Source organism: Bradyrhizobium sp. Crot121 (assembly GCF_059512385.1).
On sequence record NZ_JCAMOR010000021.1, the window covers coordinates 105,641 to 131,891 of the forward strand.

Consider the following 26,251-nt stretch of genomic DNA (forward strand, 5'->3'; position numbering starts at 1 on the left):
CCATGCTTGACCGGATCACCAAGGGCCTCGAGACCCAGTTCGATAAGCATCGCGTCGTCTTCTGGTACGATCCGACCCGCGAATTCCGTGAGGCGTTTGAGGGGCTGGCGTTGGACGGCGTCGAGAAGATTGAGGTCGGCAACTCCGAATTCGCGGTGAAACACCGGATCCTGCGCGAGGCACCGAAACAGCGGTTTTTGCTTTATCGCGAAGGATCGCGGCCGGCCGACATCGACAATTGGCTGCTCGACGTTGAGCTGGCGAACGGGGTGTTCAAGACCGACCAGGTGGCGATCTGGCTGAGCGATCTTGGGCTACCGCTCAAGTTCGAGGACCTGGTGCGCGAACATCAGGAATTCTTCCGCTCCAGCCGCCGCGTGGAGAAGCTTAGGGCGGTCATCCGCGGAGACGACACCAAGCCCGCTCTGCGGCAACGGATGCTTAGTGTCTGCACGGGCGCGGACGGTGGTTTCGACACCGTGGTCGAGGCGCTTCAGGCGGAGCTTGCCGATAGCCGGGACGACTGCCTGCGTCTGATCGGCCGCGTCGGACTGGACGGATTCCTTTGGGATCAAATGGCACGGATTTTTGGCTATCGCGCTGACAAACCCAGCGTCGGCGATTTCACGATCACGCTGTTCAAGTCCTGCTACCAAACAGCCGTTGGCGGCGAGCCGATCCTGACCTCGGACGCATTGGTGTTCTTCCGGCGCTGGAAGAACAACCGGAACGCCGGGGACGCTTTTGCAAAGCTGTCGGCCGACTACGCCGAGGTGTTGGACGTCGCGGGGGATCTGGCCAAACGCGACTTCCGCACCCTGATCGAGATCGACTATTTCGAGGAGGTGGACCGGGCGATCATCCGAGCGCTGGTCCATGAGCTCAGCGCCCAGACTGTGGCGCAAGCTGACGTGCTGGCCTGGATCCGCCAGCGCCGGCAGAGCCACTGGTACGGCAGCTATCGCGACCTCTATGAGGCGATCGGCTTCGCCGCCGAATTCCAGCAGGCGATGGCGCAGGTGACGCTCGGCATGACAAGCCTGGCCGAAGGCGTGCAACGCTATGCGAAGAGTTGGTTCCGGATCGACCAGCTGTACCGGAAATTCGTCTGGCATATGCAGAAGTCCGGGCAGGCGACGCTGATGCGCGAGCTGTCAGAGCAGGTCGAGAACCACTACGTCAACAGCTATCTCTTGCGCCTGAACGACGCCTGGCAGGCGCATGTGGACGCGGCCGAAACGTGGTCGGCCCCGCCCATTCCGTCGCAGCGGAGCTTTTACCGCGAACATGTCGGCGAGTTCCGACGGCGAGATCAGAAAATCTGCGTCATCATCTCCGACGCTCTTCGATATGAGATCGCCGAGGAACTGCTGGGGCGCATCCGGAGCCTCGACCGCTACGAGGCCGAGATCGAGGCGATGTTCGGTAGCCTGCCGAGCTACACCCAGCTCGGCATGGCCTCGCTCCTGCCCAATGGCGATTTGCAGATCGCCGACAATGACACTGCTACCGTTCTGGTGAACGGCCAGAGTTCACAGGGGCTCGAGAACCGCAAGAAGATCCTGTTGACCGGTCGGGCGGGTGACCGGGCCATGGCCCTGAAGACTGAGGAATTGATGGGCATGGACAAGGATCAGGCGCGCGCGCTCATCCGCGATCATGACGTCGTGTACGTCTATCACAACCTGATCGACGCAATTGGCGACAAACAGATATCCGAGGAGCGCGTTTTCGAAGCGGCGGAGGATACGATCGAAGAGATTGTCAGGCTGGTGAAAAAGCTCAACGGCGCCAACGCCGCCAACATGATCGTCACCGCCGACCACGGTTTCATCTACCAGCACCGGCCGATTGAGGAGAGCGACTTCTCCTCGGCCCAGGTGGTGGGAGACACGATCCTGTTCCGCGACCGGCGCTTCATCCTTGGGCATGGTCTGAAGGGCAATCACGGCCTGCGGCGCTTCACGCCCGACCAGGCCAACCTTCAGGGATCGATGGAAATTCTGATCCCAAAATCGATCAACCGATTGCGCCGGCAGGGCTCGGGCAGCCGGTTTGTGCATGGCGGGGCGACACTGCAGGAAATCGTTGTGCCGGTCATCAAGATCAACAAGAAGCGTCAGAGCGACACCTCAGCGGTCGAGGTCGAGATCATCGGCAGCTCGAATCAGATGATCACTTCCAGCCAGATTTCGGTGCGCTTCTATCAGGTCACCGCGGTGACCGAGAAAACCCAACTGCGGCGGCTCCGGGCCGGTATCTACGCTCAATCGGGTGAGCTAATTTCTGACAGCCATGAGTTGGTGTTCGATTTACGTTCGGACAATCCGCGCGAGCGCGAGGTTTCGGTCCGGTTCCTGCTGTCGCGCCAGGCCGACGCGTTCAACGATCAGGAGGTGATCCTGAAACTCGAAGAGCGTCACGCTGAGACATCCCACTTCCGGGAATACCGCACAGCTCGCTACAGGCTGAAGCGCAGCTTCTCCAACGATTTTGATTTTTGAGGGAGCGAGCGATGACCGCGCTGGACGACAAGATCAACGAACGCTTCCCCGGCCTCGTGGTGCGCAAGGACCTAGTCAAGGCGGTGAAGGGCAATGCCATCGTCCCTTCCTACGTCCTCGAATTCCTGCTGGGCCAATACTGCGCCACCAATGACGAGGCCTCGATCCAGTCGGGGATCGAGACCGTCAAGGAGATCCTGCGCAAGCATTATGTGCACCGCAACGAGGCGGGCCTGATCCGGTCGAACATCCGCGAAAAGGGCAGGTGGAAGGTGATCGACAAGATCAGCGTCGATCTGAACACCGACAAGGACGCCTATGAGGCGACCTTTTCCAATCTTGGCATCAAGAATGTCATCATCGATTCTGGTACAGTGAAGGCTCATCCGAAGCTGCTTGTTAGCGGCGTCTGGTGCATCGCTGATGTCGAGTATGAGCACAGCGAGGACAAGAACGTCTCACCTTGGGTCCTCAGCAGCATCAAGCCGATCCAGCTCTCCAAGTTCGACTACGACGCTTATCTGGAGGCGCGGGGTGGGTTCACGACCGACGAATGGATTGATCTGCTTTTCCAGACAGTCGGCTTCGATCCGGAGATGTTCGGACGCCGTAGCAAGCTCTTGCAGCTGATGCGCCTCGTCCCGTTCGTCGAGCGCAACTACAACCTGATCGAACTCGGCCCCAAGGGAACGGGCAAGTCGCACATCTTCTCGGAATTCTCGCCGCACGGCATCCTGATTTCCGGCGGCGAGGTCACAGTCCCCAAGCTGTTCGTCAACAACAGCTCGGGCAAGATCGGCCTGGTTGGCTACTGGGACGTGGCAGCCTTCGACGAGTTCGCGGGTCGCCAGAAGCGAGTCGACAAGGCGCTTGTCGACATCATGAAAAACTACATGGCCAACAAGAGCTTCTCGCGAGGCGTGGAAACGCTCGGTGCTGAAGCTTCAATGGTCTTTGTCGGGAATACCAAACATACTGTTCCCTACATGCTCAAACACACAGATCTGTTCGAGGAGCTTCCCGAGAAATATTACGACTCGGCATTCATCGATCGCCTCCACACCTATGTCCCTGGCTGGGAGATCGACGTCATCCGCGGCGAGATGTTCGCATTGGGTTATGGGTTTGTCGTCGACTACCTCGCTGAGATTCTTCGGCACATGCGCAATGACGACTATTCAAACCGCTACCAGGGCCTTTTCACCCTGTCCTCGGATATCTCGACGCGCGACCGCGACGGTGTGAACAAGACCTTCTCAGGCATGATGAAGCTGCTATTCCCATCGGACAATGCGACTGAGACCGAAGTCGAAGAGATGCTGCATCTGGCAATGGAGGGTCGGAAGAGGGTCAAGGACCAGCTGCTTCGGATCGACAGCACTTACCCAGAAACCGATTTCTCCTTCACGGCGCGTGACGGTCGCAAGATTATCGCCGCGACGCTCGAGGAAACGGAATATCCTCAATATTACCACAAGCGTGCGGCCCGGCTCGAGGAGCCGGAGCCATCGGTGAAGCCGGCGTCCGATGCCGCTGGTATGCCCGCGGCGCCGGCCGCACCGGCTGCGGCCGAAGTAAAGGCCAAGCCCATAGGCCCGTGCGAGGGACACAGGGTTTTCAGCGAGAACCAGAAGGGCGTGACCTTCGCTGACCTGTTCTGGCCCTGGATCGAGGAGGCCACGAAGATCGTCGTCACCGACCCATACATCCGTATGTTCCATCAGATCCGGAATCTAATGGAGCTCATCGAGATGATCGCCGTGCGCAAAGCGCCAGAGGATGAGGTCGCGGTGCACCTCATCACGTGTCTCGATGACACGTACCCTGACAAGCAGCAGGCCAATCTGATTGCCGTTGAGAATGCCAGCGCGGCTGCCGGGATCAACTTCTCTTGGGAGTTTGACGGGACCAACACCATCCATGCGCGCCACATTGTCAGCGACGCGGGCTGGAAGATCAGCCTCGATCGTGGACTCGACATCTTTCAGAAGTTCGAGATGAACGACGCCTTCAGCCTAGCCAATCGGTTGCAGGCTTATCGTCAGGTCAAGGCCTTCGAAATAACTTATCTGCGCACAGGCGTTGGATCGGCGTAGTCGCGCTGCGAAGAGCCCGTACGCAGCCCTAGGGTGTTCGACGTGCGAAGGGCCTTCCTACATGGCCGCGCTATGACAGCCATTTCGACAGAGGAAGGGGTGATGGCCTGCTCGTGGCTCGGGAGGTCGTGGAAGCGCTGACCCTTGCCACGCAGACCGACCCCATTTCGTCCCGCGAGGACTTCCTGGACGGCCTCCTCGATAGGGGCGCCCCCGCTCATCTAGCCGGGATCAGGTTGAAAACTGTCAGAAAACTGCGTATATTTCTGACAGGAGAATCGCCATGCAGCGCTTGACCGAACAGATCCTAGAGCATGCGACACGGTTGCCGGAGGGCACGCCCGTCGCGGCTAAGAGCTTGCTTCACCTTGGCAATCGCGCCGCGGTGGACCAGGCTCTGTCTCGCCTTGCCGAGCGGGGGCAACTGATCCGGGCCGGCCGCGGTGTTTACCTCCTGCCGGTCACGAGCCGGTTCGGGACTAGGGCGCCGTCCGTGGAACAGGCGGTCGAGGCGCTCGCCGCCCAGCGCGGCGAGGTTATCGTCTCGAGCGGCGCGGCCGCCGCCAACAGCCTCGGGCTTACGACGCAGGTGCCGGTCCGATCCGTCTATCTGACGTCGGGGCGCACCCGGAAAATGAGCCTTGGCAAGCAGACCGTCGAGCTTCGCCACGCTCCTCGCTGGCAGCTCGCCATGCCGCATCGGCCGGCGGGTCAGGCGGTACGAGCACTGGCCTGGCTCGGGCCGGAGAAAGCCGAGGCGGCCCTCAGGACACTAAAGCGAAAGCTGCCGTCCGCCGCTTTCAGCGAGCTGGTGGCGGCGGCACCGCAGCTTCCGACCTGGCTCGCGCGCAGCGTGGGGAAGGTCGCGCATGGCTGACGCCTTCCTGCTCCTTCCGGCCGAGGATCGCCGGGAAGCGTTGAGCGTCGCCGCCGACCGCTCGGGCCGACCGGCGCACCTTCTCGAGAAGGATGCATGGGTGGTGTGGGCGCTTGCGGCGCTCTACGGCTCGCCGCTCGGCGAACATCTCGTCTTCAAGGGCGGCACCTCGCTCTCGAAAGCCTATCGGGTCATCCGGCGGTTTTCCGAGGACGTGGACCTGACCTACGACATTCGCGCGCTCGCCCCCGACCTCGTCGGAGACAATGGCGAAGCGCTGCCGAAGACACGAAGCGAGGAAAAGCGCTGGACGAGCGCAGTGCGCGAGCGCCTGCCGCAATGGGTGGTGGGGGCCGTTCAGCCGGTCATCGCCGAGGCGTTGGCGGCCGGACCGCTGTCTGCGGCGATCCGGGTCGGCGGTGAGAAGCTCTTTATCGACTATGAGGCGACGACGGCAGGCTCGGGATATGTCTCGCCGAGCGTCATGCTCGAATTCGGCGCGCGCTCAACAGGCGAGCCAGCGAGCCTGCGTGATGTCGTCTGCGATGCTGCCGGGATGGTGGATAGCGTGGTCTTTCCAACCGCTCGGCCAAGGGTCATGCATGCCGAGCGGACGTTCTGGGAGAAGGCGACCGCGATCCACGTCTTCTGCCTGCAGGAACGACTGCGCGGCGACCGCTTCGCGCGGCACTGGCATGACGTCGTGCGTCTCGATGAATCCGGCTTTGCGACCGCTGCCTTCGCGGATCGCGAGCTGGCCAACGCCGTGGCCCGTCACAAGACGATGTTCTTCGCCGAGAAGGCCTCGGACCGCTCTCAGATTGACTACGCCGCAGCCGTGAACGGCGGATTGCAGCTTGTCCCAGCCGGCGACGGCGCCGAAGCTCTCGCAGAAGATTACGCGCGGATGGTCGACGATGGGCTCCTCCTTGAGGAAGCAGAGCCTTTCGAGACGCTCATGGAGCGATGCGCAGACATAGCCGCGCGAGCGAACAGCGCGGCAGAATAAGAAAAACGGGGCTGGGAGGCGGCGGGTGTACATTTCCGAAATCTATGCGAGCGGCTTCAGGTGCTTCGATCCAACCGCCCCGTTGCAACTAAAACTCTCGCCCGGCCTCAATATTCTCGTCGGGCCGAACGACGCCGGCAAGAGCGCGATTATCGATGCTGCCCGCTATGTCCTTTGGACACGCGGCGACGACTATATCCGTCCTGACGAACACGACTTCCACGTCGGCGAAGACGGCACGCGTGGAAGCGACTTCATCGTTCGCTGCACCTTCGACGATCTCAGTGCTGACGAAGAGGCTCGGTTTCTCGAATGGTGCGCCAACGAAAAGGGTAAGTTGCGGCTCCATGTGTGCATGCGCGGTACTCGGCGGATTTCGCCGGGCGGCGGCAACATCATCGCCAGTCAGCACCGGGGCGGAGCCGAGGGAGAGGGCTTACCGCTCGACGGCGAACTGCGGGAGTATCTAAAGGCGACCTATCTCAAGCCGTTGCGCGACGCGGAGCGCGAGATGCGCGCGGGTCGACGGTCGCGCCTGTCGCGCATCCTTGGCGCGATGCCGACAATGGGGCCTCAGAGCAAGCCAGCGGCGCAAGGAGGCAATGCCACGCTCCATGACACGCTCACGGCGGCTGACGTGGCCGTTCGAAATAATCCGGCGGTCGGCGGTGTCGCCAGCAGCGTCAACACGGATTTCCTCGATAAGCTGTCGTTCGTGGATGATCGACTCGTCGCAACGCTGGACCTTGGCGCGGGTGGGTCGTTCGATCAAATTCTCGAAAGGTTCGAGCTCTATCTCAACGCGAAGGCGGGCACCGAGCGCGTGCAGCGCGGGCTGGGCTACAACAACCTGCTGTTCATGGCCGCCGAGCTGCTGTTGCTTCAGTCGCATCCCGATCAGGTCCCGTTCCTGCTGATTGAGGAGCCCGAAGCGCATCTGCATCCGCAGCACCAAACGCTGTTCATGGAGGTGCTTGCGGCCCGCGCCGCCAAGCCGGACTCAGCGAAGGGCGAGACCCATCAGCAGGTCCAGGTATTGCTCACCACCCATAGCCCGCAGCTCGCGGCCGGCGCAGAGCTTGAGACCATGACGATGATCGTGGGTCACCGCGCCTTTCCGCTTGGCGCAGCCCATACCCGGCTTGAATCCGACGACTACGAGTTCCTCCGCCGGTTCCTCGATGCGACTAAGGCCAACCTGTTCTTCGCCCGCGCCCTGATTGTCGTCGAGGGCGACGGCGAGCATCTGTTGTTGCCCGCGATCGCCGAAAAGCTCGGCCGTCCGCTGAGCCGTCATGGCGTATCGATCGTCAATGTCGGCCACCGCGGACTGTTCCGATACAGCCGCATCCTGCAGCGCAAGACCGGGAACGCGATTGCGGTGCCTGTGGCGCTGATTCCCGACAGAGACATTCCGCCCCCAGAGGCGAAGGGCCTCGTCGGAGAACGCAAGACCGAGAACGAGCTCACCCCAGACGGGATTGCGGCACGGCTGAAGACGCTGCGGCGCGATGTCGGGGATCCCGTGGATGCATTCATCGCCGACAGTTGGACGCTCGAGTTCGATCTCGCGCTCTGCCCCGAGCTTGCCGAGAGCGTTCACCAGGCGGTTCAACTCGCAAAGACCAGCAGTCGCAAGCCCGAGCGGCTCATGAAGGTCGTGAAGAAAGCCAGCGAAACCTACGCGGGCTGGAAAGCGGCTGGGCTCACTGCGACCGAGATTGCCGTCAAGATCTATCAGCCCGTCCATGACAAGGAGGCCTCCAAGGCCGAAGTCGCCGAGCAACTCGCCGCCATTCTGCGTAAGCGCAACGATACTCCGGAACAGATGCGCGATCGGCTCCCGCCTTATCTGGTGCGCGCGATGGACTACGTAACTGGCGGCTATGTCCCGGGGACGCCGGCGGTCGCCCCCGAGCCGGATGCCGAAGACGAAGAGATCGGGGTTGCCGGCACGGAAGGCGCCGCGGCGGCGGAGGCGTAGCGCGATGTTCGAGATCCTGCCGCTCACACCCGAACTGCTCGCCGAACTTGGCGACGAGCTGGGGGGCTGCGATTTCACCGATCCGAGCCAGATCGACTTCCTGGCGAAGGCCACCCGCTGTGACGTTCAGGCGGCGCCCGGCAACGGCAAGACGACGCTGCTCGCAGCAAAGCTCGCGTTGCTTTCGCGCAACTGGACGACCCGCAGGCGGGGCATCTGTGTCATCTCGCACACCAATGCTGCGCGGACGGAGGTCGAAGACTTGATCGCCCGCCACCCGACCGCAGCACGGCTGATGGCCTATCCCCATTTCACGGGCACGGTCACGGCCTTCATTAACCAGTATCTCGCCTTGCCCTATCTTAGAGGTCTGGGCTGGCACGTGCGCCAGATTGACGACGACGCCTTCGAGGCCGAGGCGTTGCGGCGCTATCCGTCGTTCTGGGCATTGAAGAAGCAAGCAGAGAGGGCTAGCGCAACTGTAGCCAAATGGGTTGGTAAGCTCACACTTGATCCTGCCTTCGATGACGTAAGGCAGGAGCCCGAAAGCCTGATAGTGCAGCGGCAAAAGGGTCAGCACAGTGCTGATACAAATTGCGGCAAGGCACTAGCAAAGCTTAAGGCTTCGATGGTCAGGAGCGGCCTCTTTAGGTACGCCGACATGACGGCGCTGGCGTGGCGTGCGCTTCGAGAAAACGCTGCTCTTGCCGAGCGGCTTCGCGACCGCTTTCCGCTTGTCATCCTCGATGAAGCACAGGACACCAATGGCGATCAGCTCCGGTTGCTGGAGCACGTGTTCAAGCAAGGAGGGACGGCGTTCCAGCGTCTCGGGGACAGCAATCAAACTCTATATGAGGACGATGGAGTCGCACCGGCGTATTGGACGCCAGGCCCGGGTTGCATTCCTCTGGATACAAGCCGCAGGTTCGGCGGCGAGATCGCTGGTTTTGCAAGCCGGCTGACCGCGCGCCAAGCTCAGACCATTGTGGGGTTGGGCGCACGGCCGGCGTCACGGGTGATGCTTCTGTTCGATGAGGCTACGATCGGACAGGTTCTCGGAGCTTTTGCTGAAGAGGCACGGGGGCTGTGGGGTGATGATTGCGGCACGCGCGACGTCTGGGCGGTCGCATCGCGTCACAATCTGGCCGGCAAGAAAGGGGCGTGGCAGCCGAAAAGTCTCGTCGACTATCACCCCGCATATCGCAGCGAGGGTGGGTCTCGATCGAAAGCGAACCTCCTTTGCCGGCAGCTTCAGAAGGCTGCGGTCCATCACGCCGCGGCGCGCCCGCCCGCAGAGGTCAGTGAGATGCTTGCCGTGGGGATGTCCGGGCTGGCACGCGCGCATGGTTGGAAAGCGGCGAATGATCGTCCGATCACTGCGCACAATGTTTGGGCGGCGCTGGCGCATCGCGACCTCGCGTTGCCCCGCACCATACGTCGACTTCTGCGGGACCATGTGCTTGCCGGCGCTGCGGTGTGGGAAGAGGCTGCATGGCTGGCGTTCATGGAACCGCTGCTACCGCTCTTCAGTCCGGCTCCTCAGGGCTCCGAGGGCCAAATCGCGGATTTTTGCAGCTTCGTCGCCGAGCAAAAGGCCGATCTTGCCGACCCTGAGCGCCGCTCCACGAAACAGGTTCAATTCGACGATCTCACGTTACGGCTGGGGTCGATCCACTCGGTCAAGGGCAAGAGTGTAGATGGCATTCTCGTCGTCGAGAGCGAGGTTTGGAAAGGCAGTAGTGCGAACGAGCAGTGCATCGACCTGACCGCGGTGCTTCCACGCGCGTTCGGCGTTACCGACGAGACTTTTACGGGGGTAAGGCTCACCGCCGCGACAAACGTCTTCGTGGGCGTGACTAGGCCGCGCGAGTTGCTGGGCCTCGCGCTACGCAAATCCGAAGCAATGGTCCTGATGGGTCCCGCCACGGATCAAGGGTGGAAACTCGTCGACCTGGTCGCGCAAGCTGCGGAGCTAAAGGAATGAGCGGGCTGGTGTCGACAGCCGGACTGGGGACGTCGACCAAGCTGATTGGTTTGACCAAGCACACCAAGCACCGCCACGTCCCAAGCCCGGTCTCTCCGTCCTTCGTGGCGCCGTCGGCTCAATCGAGCCTCTCGTTCAATCCGATCGCCTTGGCAGCCGCGATCGCGAGAACGGCGACGACGTGGGATGATGCACCTGTCGCCTTACTCGATGGACTGCAACAGAGTGCTCTCATCGAGCTGGAGACTTTGCTCCAGGATGGCTCGGCATTTGCGCTCGAATCGCACTTCAAATTTCTTGCGGATACTGCCGGGTCGCAGTTTGCGGCCAAGGTCGGCGCCGGCATTGCCCACCTTTATATGGACGCTCTTGGCTACGCATGGCGAGCCAACGCGGCGTGTCTCTCCTCGTCGCTCGACCCCCATGCGGACTTTATCTACGAGGGTGGCAACGTGTCCGGCCACGGTGTTGTGCTCGCCGAGGCGCATGGTTCGTTCGCCGAAGATGCGAGCGGCGCCAAGATTGCGAATGCGGCACGGCGGAAATACGCCAAACAGGTAAAGCCCTTCATCGCAAAGCCGTCGCCGTTCGGGGACATTATCCATGGCTATTCGATCGCGTTTGGATCGAAGCCGACGGCGGCCGGCAGCTTCCTAGCAGTATCGGAAACACGGATCACAAAGCCGCGGGGGAGAAAGACCCCACCACCTGGCGTCTCACAAGCGGCTGCACCGGCTGAAGGTGCGCCGGAGCGGATGGCGCTTGCAACGCATCGATCGAACTTTCTCTTGTTAGGTGCGCCTGAGGTCACAAGCTGGATTGACTGGCTCCGCTCGCCAGATGGCGTGGCGCCCGACCGATCCGATATCCCGTTTGTCCGGCTAGAATACGCTGGACGGGCCTACATCACAGCGGCGCCGTGGTTCTGGCGAGCTGATGGCTCTCCCTGGTGGGTTGAAGACTTCATCGATCATGTCGGCTGGTGGCGATTTGCGCGGCGACCGCGTATGCCGCTGACACGTCGCTCCCGCTCGGACTTTGGATGGTTCGCGATCGAGGAAAGGGCAGGAGCGAGCTTCCTGAACGCACTGAGCAACGCGATACGTGAGGGTGAGCGACGGATGCCGGCCACGTTAGAGCTGCCAACCTTCGAGCCGACAGGATTCGAGCTTTCAGCGGGCGACCGCGTTGCTAGACGGGACGCAGACGAGCCTTACCAGTACGCGCTCTTTCGTGACGGCTTGGCTCTCCTCGGAGACCCACTGCGAGGTCGGCCGCGCGATGTGGTTGTTTGGTCGCCAGAAGGAGGCATGGTGCTGGGGTGACGCTCCGAATAACAACTCAGGTAGGTGCGTGACGGTACTTTTTCGGATATGATGTGAAGCTCATCTAAGCCGAGACGTTCGGTTCAAGAGTCCGATCGATCTCGATTGATGCTGAAACCACGAAAAATTTTTTCGCGCGATTTTCCCTTTAAAATCAACACCGTAACTTTTTGACGGCCCGAGGGTCGGCTTCTTGCACGGCGGACAAGAAAAAACCCAGCTAGATCAGGGCCCTAGCTGGGTCTAGAACAATCGAGTGGGAATAATTCACTCCCGCCCCGGAGCGGTTTGCGGTCTGGACTTTGGGACGTCGAACACTACGCTTGGCACAATCATCGGCGATGACCCGGTGTTGGCCACGCTTGAGGGCGATCACGTCACGATTCCAAGCGCAATCTTCTACAAAGCCGGCGCCGGCACCCATATCGGCCGTCGTGCCATCGAAGCTTATGTCGAGGGTGACGCCGGGCGACTGATGCGCAGCCTCAAATCGGTGCTCGGCACGACGCTGATCGACGAGACCACCCGCGTCGGCCGCGAGCGCGTCAGTTTCCGTGATGTCATCGCTTACTATATTGGCGCGGTGAAGCGGCGCGCCGAAGAGATCGTCGGACACCCGTTGCGTCACGTCGTGCATGGCCGCCCGGTCCATTTCATCGATGACAATCTGGCTGGCGATGCCAAGGCGGAAGCGACTTTGCGCGATATCGCCAAGCAAGTCGGATTTGATGACATCTCATTTCAGTTCGAGCCGATCGCAGCGGCGCTTGACTACGAACGTCAAATCGGGACCGAGGAAATCGCGCTGATCGCCGATATCGGCGGCGGAACGTCGGACTTTTCAATTGTTCGGTTGTCGCCGGAGCGGCATCGCCATGCCGAGCGCAAGGACGATATCCTGGCCAACGATGGCGTCCGCATCGGCGGCACCGATTTCGATCGGTATCTCAGCCTCGGTGTCGTGATGCCGTTGCTCGGCTATCGCTCGGCCATGAAGCGGGAGGATCTGGAAGTCCCGTCGAGCTATTTCCACGACCTCGCGACATGGTCGAGCATCAACCGCATGTATGACTCGAAAGTCATCAGCGAAATACGTCAGGTGCGTTATGAGGCGAAGCAGCCGGAATTGCTCGATCGTCTGGTGCGGGTGCTCGACGAGCAGCGCGGACACACGCTTGCGATGGATGTCGAAGGCGTCAAGATAGGGCTCTCGGAGACGCCGAAATCCAACATCGCGTTGGAGTGGATTGAGAAGGGCCTCGAAGCCGAGGTGCGACGCAAGGATCTGGTCGGTTACACCCAGCGTCTCGCCGACCGCATCGAGGCGCGGATCGACATTTGCCTGAAGCAGGCCGGCCTTGCTGGAGCGGACATCGACGCGGTGTTTCTGACCGGAGGGTCGGTTCAACTGGCCCATGTCCGCAAGGCAATCACGGCGAAACTGCCAGCGGCGCGGGCGATTGATGGAGATACGTTCGGGGCTGTCGGCAAGGGACTGACCATCGAGGCCGCACGGCGTTACGGGACGTCTTGACCTAAGGGGGCGCTCACGCCGGCGGCGAGCCAGGCCCGCCCGAAGGCTTCGTCGGCCGCCAGCCATTCCCAGGCCCGGCCTCGCCGTCCGCGAGGCGCGCACGCTTCTTGACAGGCGGCTGATGTGTCCGACTGAGCGTTGCAATCACCGCCGCAGGCGAAGCCGCTGCGGCGGCATGCTCGCGGTGCGGGGCGACAGGGCAAAGCGCCTCGGGAATTCGCCCCGCTGCTCCATCTCGTAGATCGTGCTGTCGGCGAGCGGAACCATCTCACGTAGCTGTTGACGACGGATAGTCCGCCGCAGGGGAACGTCAGATGATGTTGTTGCCATTCCATGCCTCCTATCGGTTTGCGGTCCCGAGGTACAAAGCGATAGGTGCGACGCCACCGAGGATGCGCAGGGCGCCGAATCGAAGAGCATCCCGATCACCGACGGCAGGTCGCGTCGGCTCGCCGTCATTCATCAGAAGCGGGGCATGACTTGGAATCGTGAGGATCGTGCCCTTGTAGGCTGCGGACGAGGAAATCGAACACTCGTTGCGATTGGTCTGGCAAGAAGTGATAACCCTCTTCAATGAAATAGACTTCGGCGTTGGGAACATGCCGCTCGAGCCGAAGGCGTGTGTCATAAGAATCGATAAGCGCGTCACGCCCGCCCACGATGGCGAGGAGCGGCATTGCGAGCGCCTCCAGTGCTGCATTGCTAAGCTGCGGAATCCTGACAGCGCGTGGTTTGATAGCCCGGCTGATACTCTCCATGAGAGGGGAAATCGCCTCAAGATCGATCGGTAGATGCTTCGGTGCTGGTCCGAACACCTTTTCAACAATCTTCCGCTTTCCCCAGGCTCCGAGCAGCAAATAGGGTGCGACAGCGAGGAGAAAGTTCTTCTGCCGTCCGATGCCTGCGGGGCAGATCAGCGCCAGCGCGGAAGCTCGTGACGGCCGCCGCATGGCATAGTCGAGCGCCAGCCAGCCGCCGAGTGATGTGCCCACCAGCGCTGCACGGGCAAGTCCAAGCCCGGTGAAGACATCGTCGAGCCAGATCGCGTAGGTGTCGCCGATGAGCGGCGGCCTCACCCGAGCGCTCAGTCCCGCCTCGCCGATCATATCGACCGCATAAAGCCGGAAGCGACTTGACCAGAGTGCGATGTCGGGCCGCCATGCGGCGCTGTTCGCCTGGGCGCCGTGGAGCAGGACCACGGGAGGCGCCGTCTCGGGACCGCAGGCGAGCACGAACGTCGCGCCTTGCGAAGTCGACAGTTCAATCTCCTGTTTTGGCACAGGCCAGTGGTCGAGCACGGCGCGGTATTCCCGCATGACCTCCACTGCACCGGCTTCGCTGCGAAAGACAGGATCTCTCATCGCGAAAGTCCCAGTTGCAGTTCGATAAGCTCGAGCAGCCTTGCTGAATCGGACGGAGCAGCGATGAGCACGATCTTCAGATCGCCGCTGGTCGGATCAAAGGCCGTGTTGAAATGTAGCGGTCTGGTTTCGGCGTCGCCTCCCAGCGCCGCGGCGCCGAGAAAGGTCGCCATGCGCTCGGCCGCTTCGGTAGTTAGGGCCGGAATCTCAACAATGACCGTCGCGCGGACATCGCGAGGAGGCCGGGTCCGCCCACTCGCCATACCGGCGAAAGCGTCAAGCTTGGCGCGGTCGATACGATAGGCCTTGCCAATCCGCGTGGCTTGGAGGCGACCTTCGCGGATGTACCGGAGGACGGTTTTGGGATGGACTTTCAGCTCTTCGGCGGCCTGTTCGACCGTCAAAAGCATGTTTGACATGAAAATAGACTCCACAATGTTCCCAAAAATTCTTATAGAAAGGAGCAATCGGGAGCAATAGGTTATATGAACGACGTTGTGACTGAGAACGCGGGCGAGGCGATGAAAGCCCAGCTTCGCCGCGACCTACGCGCCGCTATGAAGCGGGGCGACAAAGACGAGACTGCTGTGCTTCGGGAGCTAGTTGCGGCGCTCGACAACGCCGAAGCTGCGCCGCTTCGTCAGGAGCGTCCATCCGTCGATCGTCATTCCTTCAGCGACGGATCGGCTGAAGGTGTGCGTCGGGCGCTCACGCAGGAAGACGTGCACGCCGTGTTGCTGGGCGAGATGAAAGCGCGGGTGGAGTCCGCTGCTGAGTTCGCGCGATTGGGCGCAGAAGCGCGTTCCATCGCGCTCAACGCCGAGATCAGAATTCTGCGCCGCTATGTCCAACAATAGCGTCGCTACTTCTGGGGAGGACGATTGGCGCAGTGCTGACCATCGAGGCCGCACGGCGTTACGGGACGTCTTAACCTCAAGGGCTTTCACGCCGGCCGCTAGCTAGGCCCGCCCAAAGCCATCGTCGGCCGCACCCATTCGCAGGTCCGGGCCTCGCCGTCCGCTGTCCCGGCGACATCACACGCGAAAGCACATCAGGCCTCGATGAACATTGTCTTCCGCCCTCATGGCTTTGTTGAGTGTAGGGCGGATCAGTTTTCCGTCGCAGCTCCTAGGGTCGATTAGCCGAAGGCGTAATCCATCGCCCTTGGTCAAGCGGCGCTGCCGGAGTGGCGGGTTACGCTTTCGTTAACCCGCCCCAGGGTTGCTCAATGTCCAAGCGGGATGTCCCGGCGAGCTTCTAGATGTTATTCACTAGTCCGCCAAAGCCCGGCCGGCGGGGTAGGATTCGAACAGCTTCCATACGCCTTCGATTACTGCTCCTTCTTGAATAAATCCTGGAAGATGAGCTGGCCCCAAACGCGGCCGCGTGCGTGCACCAGCGCGCCACCCTCGTTGAGCTTTCCCAGCTTGACGGGTGCGAAGCCGAGTTGTTTGGCCAAAGCCATCACGGGAGCGATCGCGTCCTCGTCGTCACCAGACAGAAAGACGACCCTGTGCCCGCCCTCGACGATCGGATCGGCAGCCAGCGTGGCCGCAATCAGGTGATTGAAGCCTTTCACGAGCTTGGCGCCGGTGAATGCCTTCGCGACGAAGGCGGAGGACGGGAGACCGTCCAGCTCCTCGGGAGGAAGCAACGCGTTCATCGCGTCGATGATCGTCTTGCCTTTCCAGCTCGGCAGGGCCTTCGCAACCTCGCGATGCTCCCCGAACGGGACCGCCAAGATGATTGTGTCGGCCTCGAGTGCTTCCCGCAGCGACTTGGCGACGACCGTGGGGCCAATCGCGCGAGCCTGCGGCGCCAACGCCTCGGGCGGCCGGCGGCTCGCGACGGTCACGTCGAGGTTCTTGCGGGCGAATGCATGGGCGAGGGCCTGGCCTATCTTGCCGAACCCTATAATTGCGTAGCTCATAACGCTTCTCCAGTTTTCAGATGGCCGAGAAGCCGCCGTCGACAGACAATTCCAGCCCATTCACGAAGCTGGAATCGTCAGACGCAAGAAACAGCGCGGCCGCCGCAATTTCCTCAGGACGACCCATCTTTCCTCGCGGGATCAGAGATGCGAACATGCGTTTCGCCTCCTCGGTGAGAACTTGGTCCTGCATCGGTGTGGCGATCGGCCCAGGGTGCAGCACGTTCACCCGGATATTCCTGCCCTTCAGTTCGTTGAGCCATCCGCGCGCGAATGCGTGCAGCGCCGCCTTGCTCGCCGCATACACGCTGTAACCAGGAAAACCTTTGATCGAAGCAACGGACCCGGTCATGAAGATCGATCCGCCATCGTTGAACAGCGGCAACGCCTTTTGCACCGTAAACAGCGTGCCGCGCACATTCAGGCCGAAGGTCGAGTCGAAATGCTCCTCGGTAATCTCGCCCAGTGGGACTGCTTCGCCCGTGCCGGCGCTCGCGTACAGGACGTCAATCTTGCCCTTTTCCCGTTTGACTGTGTCGAACAGGCGGTCGAGGTCGTCGAGATTGGCCGCGTCGCCGCGCACGCTGGTCACGTTCCGGCCAATCAGCCTGACGGCCTCGTTGAGCGCCTCCTGCCTCCGGCCCGTGATGAAAACATAGGCGCCTTCTTCAACGAACCGCTTGGCACTCGCCAGCGCCATGCCGCTCGATCCACCCGTGATGACTGCAACCTTACCCTCAAGCTTTCCCATGACTTTCCTTCACACTCCGTCTTTGGCTGATCGGGGAGGTTCCCCGAGAACTCCGAAATGGGTCTGCCGGTGTCAGGTGTTGAGTGCGGAAGCGCGCACATCGGTGGTGCGAAATCGCTCCGACTGGACGACTGACGCCAGCCGCGATCGGTGCGCGCCGTTCGGAATTGGCCGTGCTCGTCGGCATAGGCAGTGATCCCCCGACCGTGCTACCCCACGTTCGAGAGGATGTTCGATGGTGTTGGGCACGGACTTTCGAAGGCAAACCCCGCGGTGCAGGATTGCACCATGATCGACTGGGATGACGTTCGCTACTTTCTGGCCGTCGCGCGCGAAGGCTCGGTGCGGGCCGCCGCCGAGCGCCTCGGGGTGAACCACTCGACCGTGCTGCGACGCATCGCCCAGCTCGAGGAACACCTCGGGGCGCACATGTTCGAGAAGCTGCCTTCGGGCTATCGCCTGACGGCTGCTGGCGAGGAAGTCGTCGAGCTCGCGCACCAGATGGAAGCGTCGTCGCACTTGCTGGAGACGCGCGTCTTCGGACGCGACCAGAGCGCGATCGGGCTTCTGCGGGTGACGCTGCCGCCGTTCCTCGCGGCACACCTGCTCATGCCGGACTTCGCCGATTTCGCGCGCATGCATCCGGACATCGAGATGGAAATCCTGTCGTCCGGCGAGCCGGCCAATCTGACCAACCGAGAGGCCGATGTCGCGATCCGCATCGTCTCCGACCGCAAGACCCTGCCGCTCAATCTTCACGGTCTGATGGGACCGGAGCTGTTCGGCGGCGTCTACATGTCTCGCGATCGACTAGCCGCGTGGCGTGCGGGCGCGTCTGATCCCATCCGGTGGATCGTCATAAACAATCATGGACTCCCGGACTGGGCCCGCGAGGGAGAGGTTCGTACCACGGGGGTTCCGTTCAGGACCCCAGACGCCGAGGCGCAGATCGTTGCAGCACAGCAAGGGGTCGGGATGACGAAACTGCCGTGCTTCGTCGGAGATGCCGACCCCCTATTGGTGAGGGTGCCGGGCACTGACCTGCACATGTACGGAACGCTCTGGCTTCTCACCCAGGGGGAGACACGTAAGACGAAGCGCGTGCGGCTCTTCACTGAGTTCGTGTCCCGCAGGCTCGCCGCGTACGCCCCGCTTCTCGCGGGGCTGTCCGTATCGCGCGACTGACGCGCGGCCACGGATATTCTGGAAATATTGATTTCGCGCCACACAAACGATCTCGACGGAGTGCGATCCATAATCAACAAGACCGGCCTTGCGCTTGCGCCGCGGCGGAAAGCGTAATCCGCCGTTCCTCGCAGACGCGCGTCGTTCAGCAATAGAACTCGGATGGCGGTTTTCCAAAATGCCGCCGGAACATCGCGGTGAATGCGCTCTGGCTGGCATAGCCGCAATCGAATGCGACATCGATGACCCGCTCGCCATTTGCCAGCTTGCGGAGGGCAAAAAGAAGCCGCGCCTGTTCGCGCCATTGCGCAAATGTCATGCCGGTTTCTTTGACGAACAATCGATGTACGGTCTTGGCCGTCACATTCAATCGCGCTGCCCACTGTTCCGCGGTCGAGATGTCGGATGGTTGATCAATCATTGCTTCGCAGATGAACTTGATGCGGGCATCGCCCGGCAGAGGCAGATGCAGTGGCAACACGTCCGACACCGTGACCTCGTCGGCGAGCAGGCGCATCAGGCGTTCGTCCCGGCCGCCGTCCTGGTAGTCTGGCGGAATGCAAACCGCCGCAACGATGAGTTCGCGCAACAACGGTAACACGTCGATCACGCAGCTCTTCGTCGGCATATGTCGGATTGCCGTCGCATCGATGAAGACAGTGCGGATTTTGACGGCGCCCGACATCTTCACGTCATGCTCCAGCCCTGCGGGTAGCCAAAGCGCCCGGTTCGGCGGAACGACCCACGTTCCCTCCGCCGAGCGCACGATCATCACACCTTCGATCGCATAAAGCAGTTGCCCCTTGGGATGCGAATGCCATCCCGTCGAGGCGCCATCCGGATAGTTGACGTCCATCGCAGCCATGGCGCGGCGGGTGTCGTGAAAATCCAGATGTTTGCGGGTTGGATCGCTCTGCATGTCCCATTCTCTACAGCCACGTTCACTCTAGAGCGATACGGACAGTGGTGAAAGGTCGTAAGCGCGGGCTTCAACAATGAGCGCGTCATCGGCCATGAAGAACAAGTTCGCCTTTCTGTATCCCTTCTCCGCCATCGTCCTCTGGTCCGGAAACGTGATCGTTTCCAGGATGTCTGCCCACACGATCGGCCCGGAGGCGATCACATTCTATCGTCTGTTGCTTGCGGTGCTTTTGATGAGCACGTTCGTTGCAGGGGGAGCGTGGCGAGATCGCGCGGTGATCTGGCCTCATCTTGGTCAATTCGCCATTCTTGGCTTTCTGGCCATGTGCCTGTTCCAAAGCCTGTCCTACCTCGCGGCGGAAAGCACCACGGCAACCAACATGGCCGTGTTCACCGCGCTGACGCCGCTGCTCACCGTGGCATTGAGTGCGCTTCTGCTGAAGGACGCGCCGACCATCGGGATGGTCGGCGGCGGAATCCTGTCGCTTCTCGGGCTCGTCTATCTGGTCAGTGCGGGCGATCCGGCATCGCTCGCGCAGAGCGGCGTCCACCTCGGCGACCCCCTTATGTTTCTGGCGGCGCTGGTCTATGCGCTCTACGGCGTGCTGTTGAAGCGTTGGAGCCTTCCGGTCGCCGGGTGGCAATCGACCTACACGCAGGCGCTTTGCGCCTTGGCGATCATGTTCCCGGCCTTCCTGGCGACGCCCGCGCCGATGCGATCGCTGAACGCCGACACGCTGCCGCTGATCGCGTATGCAGGTGGACTGGCTTCAGTCGTTCTTCCGTTCTTGTGGGTCCGCGGCGTTCACATCCTTGGGCCGAACCGCTGCGCGGTCTTCATGAATCTGCTGCCGGTCCTCACCGCGCTCGGAGCCATCGTTCTGCTTGGAGAGCCGGTGCATGCTTATCACGTGATCGGCGGCGGCGCTGCTCTCGCCGGTGTAGCCTGCGCTGAGATCTTCCGCCGTCCCTTACGTGGCGCGCCTGCTGCGATGCTGCGCGAGCAATGAGGAGGTGGGCGCAGCGGGTGCGACACAACAACCCGACGCCTAACAGGTGAAAAGTGGACACCGGTTTTCCCTCGCGACAAACGCGAAGCGTTTGCGCAGGACGATCATGCTCAAACAAAGAGCTAGAGCCTGATGACTTTTCTTCGAATCGTCATCCCGCTCTAGTCTGCGCCTTTGTTGCAATCAGTTTGCGGGCCTTCAGGCCAACATCCCACCATCGACGTTCACGATGGTCCCGGTGATCTGGCGGGCGGCGGGACTTGCGAGGAAGGCGACGGTGGCGGCGATATCCGCAGGCGCGCCATATCGGCCCAACGGGATGAGGTTGCGCTGGAAGTCCGAGAACTCACCGTCCGCGGGATTCATGTCGGTGTCGGTTGAGCCCGGCTGGACCAGATTAGCCGTGATGTCGCGTGGCCCAAGCTCGTGCGCCAGACCGCGGGTGAAGGACTGCAGCGCGGACTTGGTCATGAAATAGACCGTACCGGTCGCCCCGACGATGCGCTCCGCGCCGGCGGAACCGATGGTGATCACGCGGCCGCCTGCGCCAAGGTGGGGGAGGGCCGCTTGCGTGACGAGTACGGGACCGCGGACGTTGACTGCGAGAAGCGCGTCGATGTCGTCCACCTTGAAGTCGGCGATCGTATCGTAGAGCGCGATGGCGGCGTTGTTGACGAGAATGTCCAGCCCCCCCAACGCTCCGACGGCCTCATCGACGGACCGCCTGATGGCCATCGGATCGGCGCTGTCGGCCTGGATGGCCACGGCACGGCGGCCATGCCGCTCGATCGACGTCACCACCGCTTGGGCACGCTCGGAAGCGTGCCGAAAGGTCAGCGCGACGTCCGCACCGTGTTCAGCGAGCGCGAGCGCGATGGCCGCCCCGATCCCCCGAGAGCCACCGGTCACAAGCGCCCGTTTTCCGGCCAAATTGATCATCGTTCGTCCTTTTATGTAGTGATCATTGCATAATTCATACTTCCTAGAATCGTTGCGCAGGGGCGTCAACATGTTTATGTAGTGATCGATGCAAAAAAAGGATCAGAGCTCATCGGAATGCGCGCGCCGTGGACGTGGTCGGCCGCGCGCGTTTGACCGCGAAGCCGCTCTGGCGCAGGCAATGAAGCTGTTCTGGATCAAGGGCTACGAGGCGACCTCGGTTGCAGACCTGACGGAGGCGATGGGCGTCGGTTCGACCAGTCTCTATGCAGCCTTCGGCTCGAAGGATGAGCTGTATGCCGAAGCGCTCCGGTTCTACTCCGCGACCTATGAGCACTTGGTCCTGGGGCGGTTTCGCAAGGCCGCCACGGCGCGCGACGCGGCGCTGGCGTACCTGCGCGACTCCGCGGCTGCAATGACGGGATCGGATTGCGACCTGCCCCACGGATGCATGGTCACGCTGGCGACGGTTGGAAGCGATGGCCACACCGAACTGGGCGACCTGATGCGCACGGCACGGGGCGGCGCGTTTGATGTGCTCATGGCCCGTTTGGAAAAGGGCGTCGCAGAAGGGGAGCTGCCAAAATCTCTCGATGTCGCCAAGCTCGCGAGGTTTCTGCAAACTGTGCAGAGCGGGATGGCGATCCGAGCCCGTGACGGCGCCGACAGAGCCGAACTCCAGGCTGTAGCCGAGATTGCCATGGCTGGGTGGGACGGTATCGTCTCCAGCGAGCGTCGGGCGGATTAGTTTTCCGCCTCAGCTCGAAGAGCTGAGGCGGAAAGCGTAATCAGCCACTCCTCGCACCAACTATGGTGGGTAATCCGGTTGATGCTTATAATCGCGGTCTATCTTGACCGCCTGCGCATTGTTGCCCTCAAGTCAAGTAGTGTTTGCGCCGCGAATCTTGCGAACCTTCCTGGCAATTGTACCGACGCGCGACGCATCAGCGCTCTCGTTCTTCACGTGCTCGATGAAGGCACGCAGTTTGGGCAGGACCTGACGTTTCCCTGGATAGTACAGAAAGACCCCCGGTGCGGTGACGGAGAAGGGCGTCAGTAGTGCTTGCAATTGGCCTTCAGCTATCGGCGCTTTGGCAAGCGGACCGGGCAGTTGCGCGAGTCCCAAACCTTTTATCGCCGCTCCAAGGAGTGTGGGGTAGTCGTGCGCAATCAGCGGCCCCGAGACGATCGCCTCCACCGTCCTGTTGCCGTCAACAAAGGGCCAGGGCGCAATCGACCCGTTTGTACGGCGCATGCGCAGGCAGGCGTGGTCTCGCAGATCGTCGATGCGCTCCGGCCGTTTTCGTCGCTGCAGATATTCGGGGCTGCCAACGACCACGAGCGGGAACGGCGGCGTCAGCCGTACCGCGACCATGTCGGCGGCGATGAACTGGCCCAGCCGGATGCCTGCATCAAATCCTTCGGCCGCAAGGTCGACCAGCTCCCCGCTTGCGACGATTTCCACTTCGACTTCGGGATAGGTCCGGCAGAAGGATGCGATCAGCCGCTCCAGCAAAATCGGCACCACCGCGCGCGGCACTGAGAGGCGCAATAGTCCGGCCGGGCGCTGCCCCAGCTCACGTGCGACCTCGCTTGCGGCAACGAGCTCCGCGAAGGCGGGCTTCGCGCGCGAAATGAATCGCTCGCCGGCTTCTGTCAGACCGACGCTGCGCGTGGTGCGGACGAAGAGCGCCGCACCGACTCGCGCCTCCAACGCTTGTACGGCTTGGCTGATCGCCGATGGAGTTACCCCGAGTTCCGCGGCCGCTTTACGGAAGTTGCGGTGCTGCGCAACGCTCAGGAACGCCTCCACGCCGTCGAGCGCGCCGTGCCTGACTGTGAAGTTCTGCTTCATGGCTCATCGACATTATCGCGGATAGTCGCGCGCCGGAAGCGGTCTTACTTATCCGGTGCGAACCTGATGCTTTAGGGGAGCCTTGCGATGACCGATATCCTGGACGGCGTGCGCGATCACTATCGCGCGACCGGCTTGACCGAGCGGCTGAAGACGGCGCTCACGGCCTTCGGGCCGGAGAAACAGCGGCTCATGCCGCAGCAGCTAGCCGCGCTTGACCAGTTTCACACCCGCGGACTCGCCGCGACCGCCGAGCTTGCCAAGTTGGCTGGAATGAGCGCCGACATGTCGGTTCTTGACGTCGGTTCGGGCGTCGGCGGGCCGGCGCGCTTTTTGGCTGCGACCTATGGCTGCCGGGTGACGGGCGTCGACCTCAGCGAGCCATTCGTGGATGCCGCGCGCTATCTGACCGAGCGAACGGGGCAGAGCGGTCAGGTGTCGTTTGAGGCCGCCAGCGCGCTGGACCTTCCGTTCGAGGACGGCCGTTTCGACGTCGTGTTGCTGCAGCATGTGGCAATGAACATTTCCGACCGGACGCGGCTCTATCGCGAGATCCGGCGCGTAGTGAAGTCGGACGGCAGGTTTGCAATCTACGATGTCGTGCTGAACGGCGGCGAGCCGCACTATCCCGTTCCTTGGGCACGAACGCCGGCCACAAGCTTTCTTCTGACCGCCGCCGCGACGCGCGAGGCGATCGAGCCGGCCGGTTTCCACACACTGGAATGGCACGATGACACCGAGGCCGCCAAAGCCTGGATCGCTGAGTTGCGTGCGTCGGGCCCGCCGCCTTCGCCAAATCTCGGCGTGGTGATGGGGCCGAACTTCGCGCAGCTTGCAGCCAACCTGGGACAAAGTCTCATGGAGGGCCGGGTCGGCATCCTGAGCGCAGTGTTCGAGGCTGCACCGGTCAACACCCGATAGGAGGCCAAATGTCTACGGCAACCGTTTTCCAGATACATCTTGTTATGGGTTATGTCCCGTGGCTGCTTTGCTTCGGCGCGTATGTGTGGCCGAGGCTGAAGGCAATGGACCAGGTCGAGGCGCAGCGGGCCATCGCTACGTTGCACAGCTTCCGCTTCTTCGGGCTCGTCTTCATCGTTCCTGGCGTCGTCGGCCCCAATCTGCCGGCTGGCTTCGCCAGCTTCGCTGCCTACGGTGACTTCGCAACCGGGGTGCTGGCAATCATGGCGCTTGTCACGGTCAACATACGTCCGCTCTTTTGGCTGTTCGTCGTCGCCTTCAATCTCGTCGGTGCGGCCGACATCATTGTCGACTACTACCACGGCATCGAGGTTGGCCTTGCCGCGCTGGCGGGGGAGTTGGGCGCCACTTACGCGATCCCGATCATCTACGTGCCTGCGCTGATGATCACGCACGTCGCCGCATTCTATTTGCTGGCACGTCCGCAGGCCCAGCCGGCTCGCACTCTCTCCGGCTGGTCCAATGCGCGCTAGCGAGCGCAACCGCGCCTGGATCGTGGTGGTGCTGCTCTTCATGTTCATGGTGATCAATTTTGCCGACAAAGCGGTGATCGGGATCGCCGCGGTACCAATCATGCAGGAGCTGCAACTCGGCCCGCGCCAGTTCGGGTTGGTCGGTTCCAGTTTCTTCTTGCTGTTCGCGGTCTCGTCGGTCGCGACCGGCTTTCTGGTCAACCGGGTGCAGACGCGCTGGGTGCTGCTGGCGATGGGCTTCATCTGGGCGCTGACCCAGTTTTCGATGATCGGCGCGGTCGGGTTCGAAACGCTGGTGGCCTGTCGCATCGCGCTCGGGATCGGCGAAGGTCCCGCGACACCGGTGGCGCTGCATTCCGCCTACAAATGGTTTCCCAACGAACTGCGTACACTTCCGACTGCCGTCATTGTGCAAGGCGGGGCGATCGGCGTCCTGGTGGCACTGCCGCTGCTTAACTGGATCATTGTTCGTTGGACCTGGCATTGGGCCTTCGGCTCACTCGGCCTGGTCGGCCTCGTTTGGTGCGCATTGTGGTTTGTCTTCGGCCGCGAAGGGGCGTTGGACACCGGGAGCGCAAAGGATGCAGCGCAATCGTCCCTGCGGGTCGGCTACGTGCAGTTCCTGCTGAGCCCAACGATCTTGGCGTGCTGGGCGGCGTCGTTCGGGGCCAACTGGGCCCTGTCGCTGGCGCTCTCGTGGCAAGGCGCGTACCTGGTGAAGGGTCTTGGCCTTGCGCAAAGCTCGATCGGATTCCTGGGAGCGCTGCCTGCCGGCGGCAGCGCGGTCGCGATGCTTGGGACCGGCTGGTACTCGCAACGCCTGCTGTCACGCGGCGTATCGAGCAGAGTGGCGCGCGGCATCCTCGGCGGGTTGGGCGTCGTGCTTGGCGGCGCTGCGCTGGTGATGCTGCCGTACGTTCCGGGCATCCCCGTTAAAATTGCACTGACAACGCTCGCGGTGGCGCTGCCTTCGGCGATCTATGTCATCGGCAATGCCGTCGTCGGTGAAATCACTCCGGCGGCGCAGCGCGGCGCGCTGCTCGCGATAGGCGCCGCAGTCGCGAGCTCAGCCGGCCTGCTCGCACCCTATATCATGGGCAGTGTCATCGAGAGCGCCACGACACCGCTCGACGGGTTCAACACCGGTTTCTTCATGTGCGGGGTCATTATGCTGGTAGGTGGCGCCATCGCGATCGCGTTCGTAAATCCCGAGCGCGAGGCAAAATGGAGTTCGAGGCGGATCCAGCCGCTTACCGCGTCTACTTGAGAGGCGGACGATAGCGAGCGAAGAGCGGATTGGCTTTCCGGCGCAGCTCAAAGAGCGAAAGCAGAAAGCGTAATTCGCCATTCGCTTCACAACGACCGCCGGCATCCCGAAGGTCCGAAGGACGAGCTCGCAATGACGATGCGGCCGCGTTAGGTGCGACATAACAACCCGACGGGCAAATCAGCCAGAAGTCTGTCCAGACTATCAGCGAAAAATATTCCGCTTTCGCCGTCGGGCAAATCAGTGATTTAACTCCGCGCGTCTC

General features: G+C 62.0%; 23 protein-coding genes and 1 pseudogene. 15 read left to right on the plus strand and 9 right to left on the minus strand.

Going from position 1 to position 26,251, the window contains the following annotated elements; all coding sequences use genetic code 11:
* The first annotated feature begins 2 nt into the window (after nucleotides 1-2).
* The 8 genes from pglZ to AC5ZGW_RS20055 all read left to right on the plus strand — a co-directional run bounded on the left by pglZ (nucleotide 3) and on the right by AC5ZGW_RS20055 (nucleotide 13,313).
* Complete coding sequence (gene pglZ / locus AC5ZGW_RS20020) at nucleotides 3-2,504, plus strand: BREX-1 system phosphatase PglZ type A (protein WP_130224751.1); 2,502 nt, start codon at nucleotides 3-5, stop codon at nucleotides 2,502-2,504.
* 11 nt (nucleotides 2,505-2,515) lie between these two features.
* The gene (brxL, locus tag AC5ZGW_RS20025) at nucleotides 2,516-4,600 is read left to right on the plus strand and encodes a BREX system Lon protease-like protein BrxL (RefSeq protein WP_130224753.1); all 2,085 of its coding nucleotides are present in this window, start codon (nucleotides 2,516-2,518) and stop codon (nucleotides 4,598-4,600) included.
* A 283-nt stretch (nucleotides 4,601-4,883) separates the two neighbouring features.
* The gene (locus AC5ZGW_RS20030) at nucleotides 4,884-5,477 is read left to right on the plus strand and encodes a DUF6088 family protein (protein WP_130224755.1); all 594 of its coding nucleotides are present in this window, start codon (nucleotides 4,884-4,886) and stop codon (nucleotides 5,475-5,477) included.
* Entirely contained in the window at nucleotides 5,470-6,486 is a 1,017-nt protein-coding gene (locus AC5ZGW_RS20035; RefSeq protein ID WP_130224757.1) for a nucleotidyl transferase AbiEii/AbiGii toxin family protein, read from the plus strand. The genes AC5ZGW_RS20030 and AC5ZGW_RS20035 overlap by 8 nt, the downstream gene beginning before the upstream one ends.
* A 25-nt stretch (nucleotides 6,487-6,511) precedes the next feature.
* Nucleotides 6,512-8,470 carry an ATP-dependent nuclease gene (locus AC5ZGW_RS20040; protein WP_130224759.1) on the plus strand — a complete coding sequence of 653 codons (1,959 nt, stop codon included), beginning with the start codon at nucleotides 6,512-6,514 and terminating at the stop codon, nucleotides 8,468-8,470.
* Between the two features lie 4 nt (nucleotides 8,471-8,474).
* The gene (locus AC5ZGW_RS20045) at nucleotides 8,475-10,454 is read left to right on the plus strand and encodes a UvrD-helicase domain-containing protein (protein ID WP_165435112.1); all 1,980 of its coding nucleotides are present in this window, start codon (nucleotides 8,475-8,477) and stop codon (nucleotides 10,452-10,454) included.
* The gene (locus tag AC5ZGW_RS20050) at nucleotides 10,451-11,779 is read left to right on the plus strand and encodes a hypothetical protein (RefSeq protein ID WP_130224763.1); all 1,329 of its coding nucleotides are present in this window, start codon (nucleotides 10,451-10,453) and stop codon (nucleotides 11,777-11,779) included. Before AC5ZGW_RS20045 ends, AC5ZGW_RS20050 begins: the two co-directional genes overlap by 4 nt.
* 265 nt (nucleotides 11,780-12,044) lie before the next feature.
* Nucleotides 12,045-13,313: an Hsp70 family protein gene (locus tag AC5ZGW_RS20055; RefSeq protein ID WP_474418850.1), complete on the plus strand. Its 1,269-nt coding sequence runs from the start codon at nucleotides 12,045-12,047 to the stop codon at nucleotides 13,311-13,313.
* A 186-nt stretch (nucleotides 13,314-13,499) separates the two neighbouring features.
* On the opposite strand, the pseudogene AC5ZGW_RS20060 reads toward AC5ZGW_RS20055, so the two are convergent.
* The 3 genes and pseudogenes from AC5ZGW_RS20060 to AC5ZGW_RS20070 all read right to left on the minus strand — a co-directional run.
* Nucleotides 13,500-13,643 (minus strand): annotated as a pseudogene (locus AC5ZGW_RS20060) (helix-turn-helix transcriptional regulator); the annotation flags it as partial.
* Between the two features lie 125 nt (nucleotides 13,644-13,768).
* Nucleotides 13,769-14,674, minus strand: a complete 906-nt coding sequence (locus AC5ZGW_RS20065; protein ID WP_130224765.1) for an alpha/beta fold hydrolase — start codon at nucleotides 14,672-14,674, stop codon at nucleotides 13,769-13,771.
* Nucleotides 14,671-15,093 (minus strand): helix-turn-helix domain-containing protein, encoded by a 423-nt coding sequence (locus AC5ZGW_RS20070; RefSeq protein ID WP_130224767.1) that lies wholly within the window; start codon nucleotides 15,091-15,093, stop codon nucleotides 14,671-14,673. The genes AC5ZGW_RS20065 and AC5ZGW_RS20070 overlap by 4 nt, the downstream gene beginning before the upstream one ends.
* Before the next feature lie 66 nt (nucleotides 15,094-15,159).
* Between AC5ZGW_RS20070 and AC5ZGW_RS20075 the strand changes: the two genes are divergently transcribed.
* Nucleotides 15,160-15,531 (plus strand): GatB/YqeY domain-containing protein, encoded by a 372-nt coding sequence (locus AC5ZGW_RS20075; protein WP_130224769.1) that lies wholly within the window; start codon nucleotides 15,160-15,162, stop codon nucleotides 15,529-15,531.
* A 473-nt stretch (nucleotides 15,532-16,004) separates the two neighbouring features.
* Here the strand turns inward: AC5ZGW_RS20075 and AC5ZGW_RS20080 are convergent, their stop codons facing one another.
* Both AC5ZGW_RS20080 and AC5ZGW_RS20085 read right to left on the minus strand, forming a co-directional pair.
* Nucleotides 16,005-16,604, minus strand: a complete 600-nt coding sequence (locus AC5ZGW_RS20080; RefSeq protein WP_130224771.1) for an NADPH-dependent F420 reductase — start codon at nucleotides 16,602-16,604, stop codon at nucleotides 16,005-16,007.
* A 16-nt stretch (nucleotides 16,605-16,620) separates the two neighbouring features.
* Nucleotides 16,621-17,355 carry an SDR family NAD(P)-dependent oxidoreductase gene (locus AC5ZGW_RS20085; protein WP_130224773.1) on the minus strand — a complete coding sequence of 245 codons (735 nt, stop codon included), beginning with the start codon at nucleotides 17,353-17,355 and terminating at the stop codon, nucleotides 16,621-16,623.
* A gap of 288 nt (nucleotides 17,356-17,643) precedes the next feature.
* Here AC5ZGW_RS20085 and AC5ZGW_RS20090 point away from each other — a divergent pair, with 288 nt between their 5' ends.
* Nucleotides 17,644-18,540 carry a LysR family transcriptional regulator gene (locus tag AC5ZGW_RS20090; protein WP_130224775.1) on the plus strand — a complete coding sequence of 299 codons (897 nt, stop codon included), beginning with the start codon at nucleotides 17,644-17,646 and terminating at the stop codon, nucleotides 18,538-18,540.
* A 145-nt stretch (nucleotides 18,541-18,685) separates the two neighbouring features.
* Here the strand turns inward: AC5ZGW_RS20090 and AC5ZGW_RS20095 are convergent, their stop codons facing one another.
* On the minus strand, nucleotides 18,686-19,459 hold the full coding sequence (locus AC5ZGW_RS20095; protein WP_130224777.1) for an AraC family transcriptional regulator: 774 nt from the start codon (nucleotides 19,457-19,459) through the stop codon (nucleotides 18,686-18,688).
* A 76-nt stretch (nucleotides 19,460-19,535) separates the two neighbouring features.
* On the opposite strand from AC5ZGW_RS20095, the gene AC5ZGW_RS20100 reads away from it, so the two are divergent.
* Nucleotides 19,536-20,471: a DMT family transporter gene (locus AC5ZGW_RS20100; RefSeq protein WP_245474601.1), complete on the plus strand. Its 936-nt coding sequence runs from the start codon at nucleotides 19,536-19,538 to the stop codon at nucleotides 20,469-20,471.
* Nucleotides 20,472-20,669: 198 nt separating this feature from the next.
* Here AC5ZGW_RS20100 and AC5ZGW_RS20105 read toward each other — a convergent pair whose 3' ends face one another.
* Complete coding sequence (locus tag AC5ZGW_RS20105; RefSeq protein ID WP_130224779.1) at nucleotides 20,670-21,410, minus strand: SDR family NAD(P)-dependent oxidoreductase; 741 nt, start codon at nucleotides 21,408-21,410, stop codon at nucleotides 20,670-20,672.
* Nucleotides 21,411-21,498: 88 nt separating this feature from the next.
* Between AC5ZGW_RS20105 and AC5ZGW_RS20110 the strand changes: the two genes are divergently transcribed.
* Entirely contained in the window at nucleotides 21,499-22,158 is a 660-nt protein-coding gene (locus AC5ZGW_RS20110; RefSeq protein WP_165435113.1) for a TetR/AcrR family transcriptional regulator, read from the plus strand.
* Nucleotides 22,159-22,290: 132 nt separating this feature from the next.
* Here the strand turns inward: AC5ZGW_RS20110 and AC5ZGW_RS20115 are convergent, their stop codons facing one another.
* Nucleotides 22,291-23,265 (minus strand): LysR substrate-binding domain-containing protein, encoded by a 975-nt coding sequence (locus AC5ZGW_RS20115; RefSeq protein ID WP_130224783.1) that lies wholly within the window; start codon nucleotides 23,263-23,265, stop codon nucleotides 22,291-22,293.
* Between the two features lie 87 nt (nucleotides 23,266-23,352).
* On the opposite strand from AC5ZGW_RS20115, the gene AC5ZGW_RS20120 reads away from it, so the two are divergent.
* Genes AC5ZGW_RS20120 through AC5ZGW_RS20130 form a run of 3 tightly spaced genes read left to right on the plus strand, consistent with a single transcriptional unit; the run spans nucleotide 23,353 to nucleotide 25,986 of the window.
* Nucleotides 23,353-24,186 (plus strand): class I SAM-dependent methyltransferase, encoded by an 834-nt coding sequence (locus AC5ZGW_RS20120; protein WP_130224785.1) that lies wholly within the window; start codon nucleotides 23,353-23,355, stop codon nucleotides 24,184-24,186.
* 8 nt (nucleotides 24,187-24,194) lie between these two features.
* Nucleotides 24,195-24,719, plus strand: a complete 525-nt coding sequence (locus AC5ZGW_RS20125) for a DUF8737 domain-containing protein (protein WP_130224787.1) — start codon at nucleotides 24,195-24,197, stop codon at nucleotides 24,717-24,719.
* Nucleotides 24,709-25,986, plus strand: coding sequence for an MFS transporter (locus AC5ZGW_RS20130; protein ID WP_130224789.1), 1,278 nt, complete (start codon nucleotides 24,709-24,711; stop codon nucleotides 25,984-25,986). The genes AC5ZGW_RS20125 and AC5ZGW_RS20130 overlap by 11 nt, the downstream gene beginning before the upstream one ends.
* On the opposite strand, the gene AC5ZGW_RS20135 is transcribed toward AC5ZGW_RS20130, so the two are convergent.
* A partial coding sequence (locus AC5ZGW_RS20135; protein ID WP_496113951.1) for a hypothetical protein occupies nucleotides 25,979-26,251 on the minus strand: 273 nt, incomplete at its 5' end. The genes AC5ZGW_RS20130 and AC5ZGW_RS20135 overlap by 8 nt on opposite strands.

What these genes read in the sequence shown, in the direction of transcription:
- AC5ZGW_RS20070 (WP_130224767.1), bottom strand. Translation starts at nt 15,093, where the DNA reads ATGTCAAACATGCTTTTGACGGTCGAACAGGCCGCCGAAGAGCTGAAA.
- AC5ZGW_RS20035 (WP_130224757.1), top strand. Translation starts at nt 5,470, where the DNA reads ATGGCTGACGCCTTCCTGCTCCTTCCGGCCGAGGATCGCCGGGAAGCG.
- AC5ZGW_RS20030 (WP_130224755.1), top strand. Translation starts at nt 4,884, where the DNA reads ATGCAGCGCTTGACCGAACAGATCCTAGAGCATGCGACACGGTTGCCG.
- AC5ZGW_RS20080 (WP_130224771.1), bottom strand. Translation starts at nt 16,604, where the DNA reads ATGAGCTACGCAATTATAGGGTTCGGCAAGATAGGCCAGGCCCTCGCC.
- AC5ZGW_RS20115 (WP_130224783.1), bottom strand. Translation starts at nt 23,265, where the DNA reads ATGAAGCAGAACTTCACAGTCAGGCACGGCGCGCTCGACGGCGTGGAG.
- AC5ZGW_RS20075 (WP_130224769.1), top strand. Translation starts at nt 15,160, where the DNA reads ATGAACGACGTTGTGACTGAGAACGCGGGCGAGGCGATGAAAGCCCAG.
- AC5ZGW_RS20095 (WP_130224777.1), bottom strand. Translation starts at nt 19,459, where the DNA reads ATGCAGAGCGATCCAACCCGCAAACATCTGGATTTTCACGACACCCGC.
- AC5ZGW_RS20130 (WP_130224789.1), top strand. Translation starts at nt 24,709, where the DNA reads ATGCGCGCTAGCGAGCGCAACCGCGCCTGGATCGTGGTGGTGCTGCTC.
- AC5ZGW_RS20085 (WP_130224773.1), bottom strand. Translation starts at nt 17,355, where the DNA reads ATGGGAAAGCTTGAGGGTAAGGTTGCAGTCATCACGGGTGGATCGAGC.
- AC5ZGW_RS20100 (WP_245474601.1), top strand. Translation starts at nt 19,536, where the DNA reads ATGAGCGCGTCATCGGCCATGAAGAACAAGTTCGCCTTTCTGTATCCC.
- AC5ZGW_RS20105 (WP_130224779.1), bottom strand. Translation starts at nt 21,410, where the DNA reads ATGATCAATTTGGCCGGAAAACGGGCGCTTGTGACCGGTGGCTCTCGG.
- brxL (WP_130224753.1), top strand. Translation starts at nt 2,516, where the DNA reads ATGACCGCGCTGGACGACAAGATCAACGAACGCTTCCCCGGCCTCGTG.
- AC5ZGW_RS20110 (WP_165435113.1), top strand. Translation starts at nt 21,499, where the DNA reads ATGCAAAAAAAGGATCAGAGCTCATCGGAATGCGCGCGCCGTGGACGT.
- pglZ (WP_130224751.1), top strand. Translation starts at nt 3, where the DNA reads ATGCTTGACCGGATCACCAAGGGCCTCGAGACCCAGTTCGATAAGCAT.
- AC5ZGW_RS20045 (WP_165435112.1), top strand. Translation starts at nt 8,475, where the DNA reads ATGTTCGAGATCCTGCCGCTCACACCCGAACTGCTCGCCGAACTTGGC.
- AC5ZGW_RS20050 (WP_130224763.1), top strand. Translation starts at nt 10,451, where the DNA reads ATGAGCGGGCTGGTGTCGACAGCCGGACTGGGGACGTCGACCAAGCTG.
- AC5ZGW_RS20065 (WP_130224765.1), bottom strand. Translation starts at nt 14,674, where the DNA reads ATGAGAGATCCTGTCTTTCGCAGCGAAGCCGGTGCAGTGGAGGTCATG.
- AC5ZGW_RS20125 (WP_130224787.1), top strand. Translation starts at nt 24,195, where the DNA reads ATGTCTACGGCAACCGTTTTCCAGATACATCTTGTTATGGGTTATGTC.
- AC5ZGW_RS20090 (WP_130224775.1), top strand. Translation starts at nt 17,644, where the DNA reads ATGATCGACTGGGATGACGTTCGCTACTTTCTGGCCGTCGCGCGCGAA.
- AC5ZGW_RS20120 (WP_130224785.1), top strand. Translation starts at nt 23,353, where the DNA reads ATGACCGATATCCTGGACGGCGTGCGCGATCACTATCGCGCGACCGGC.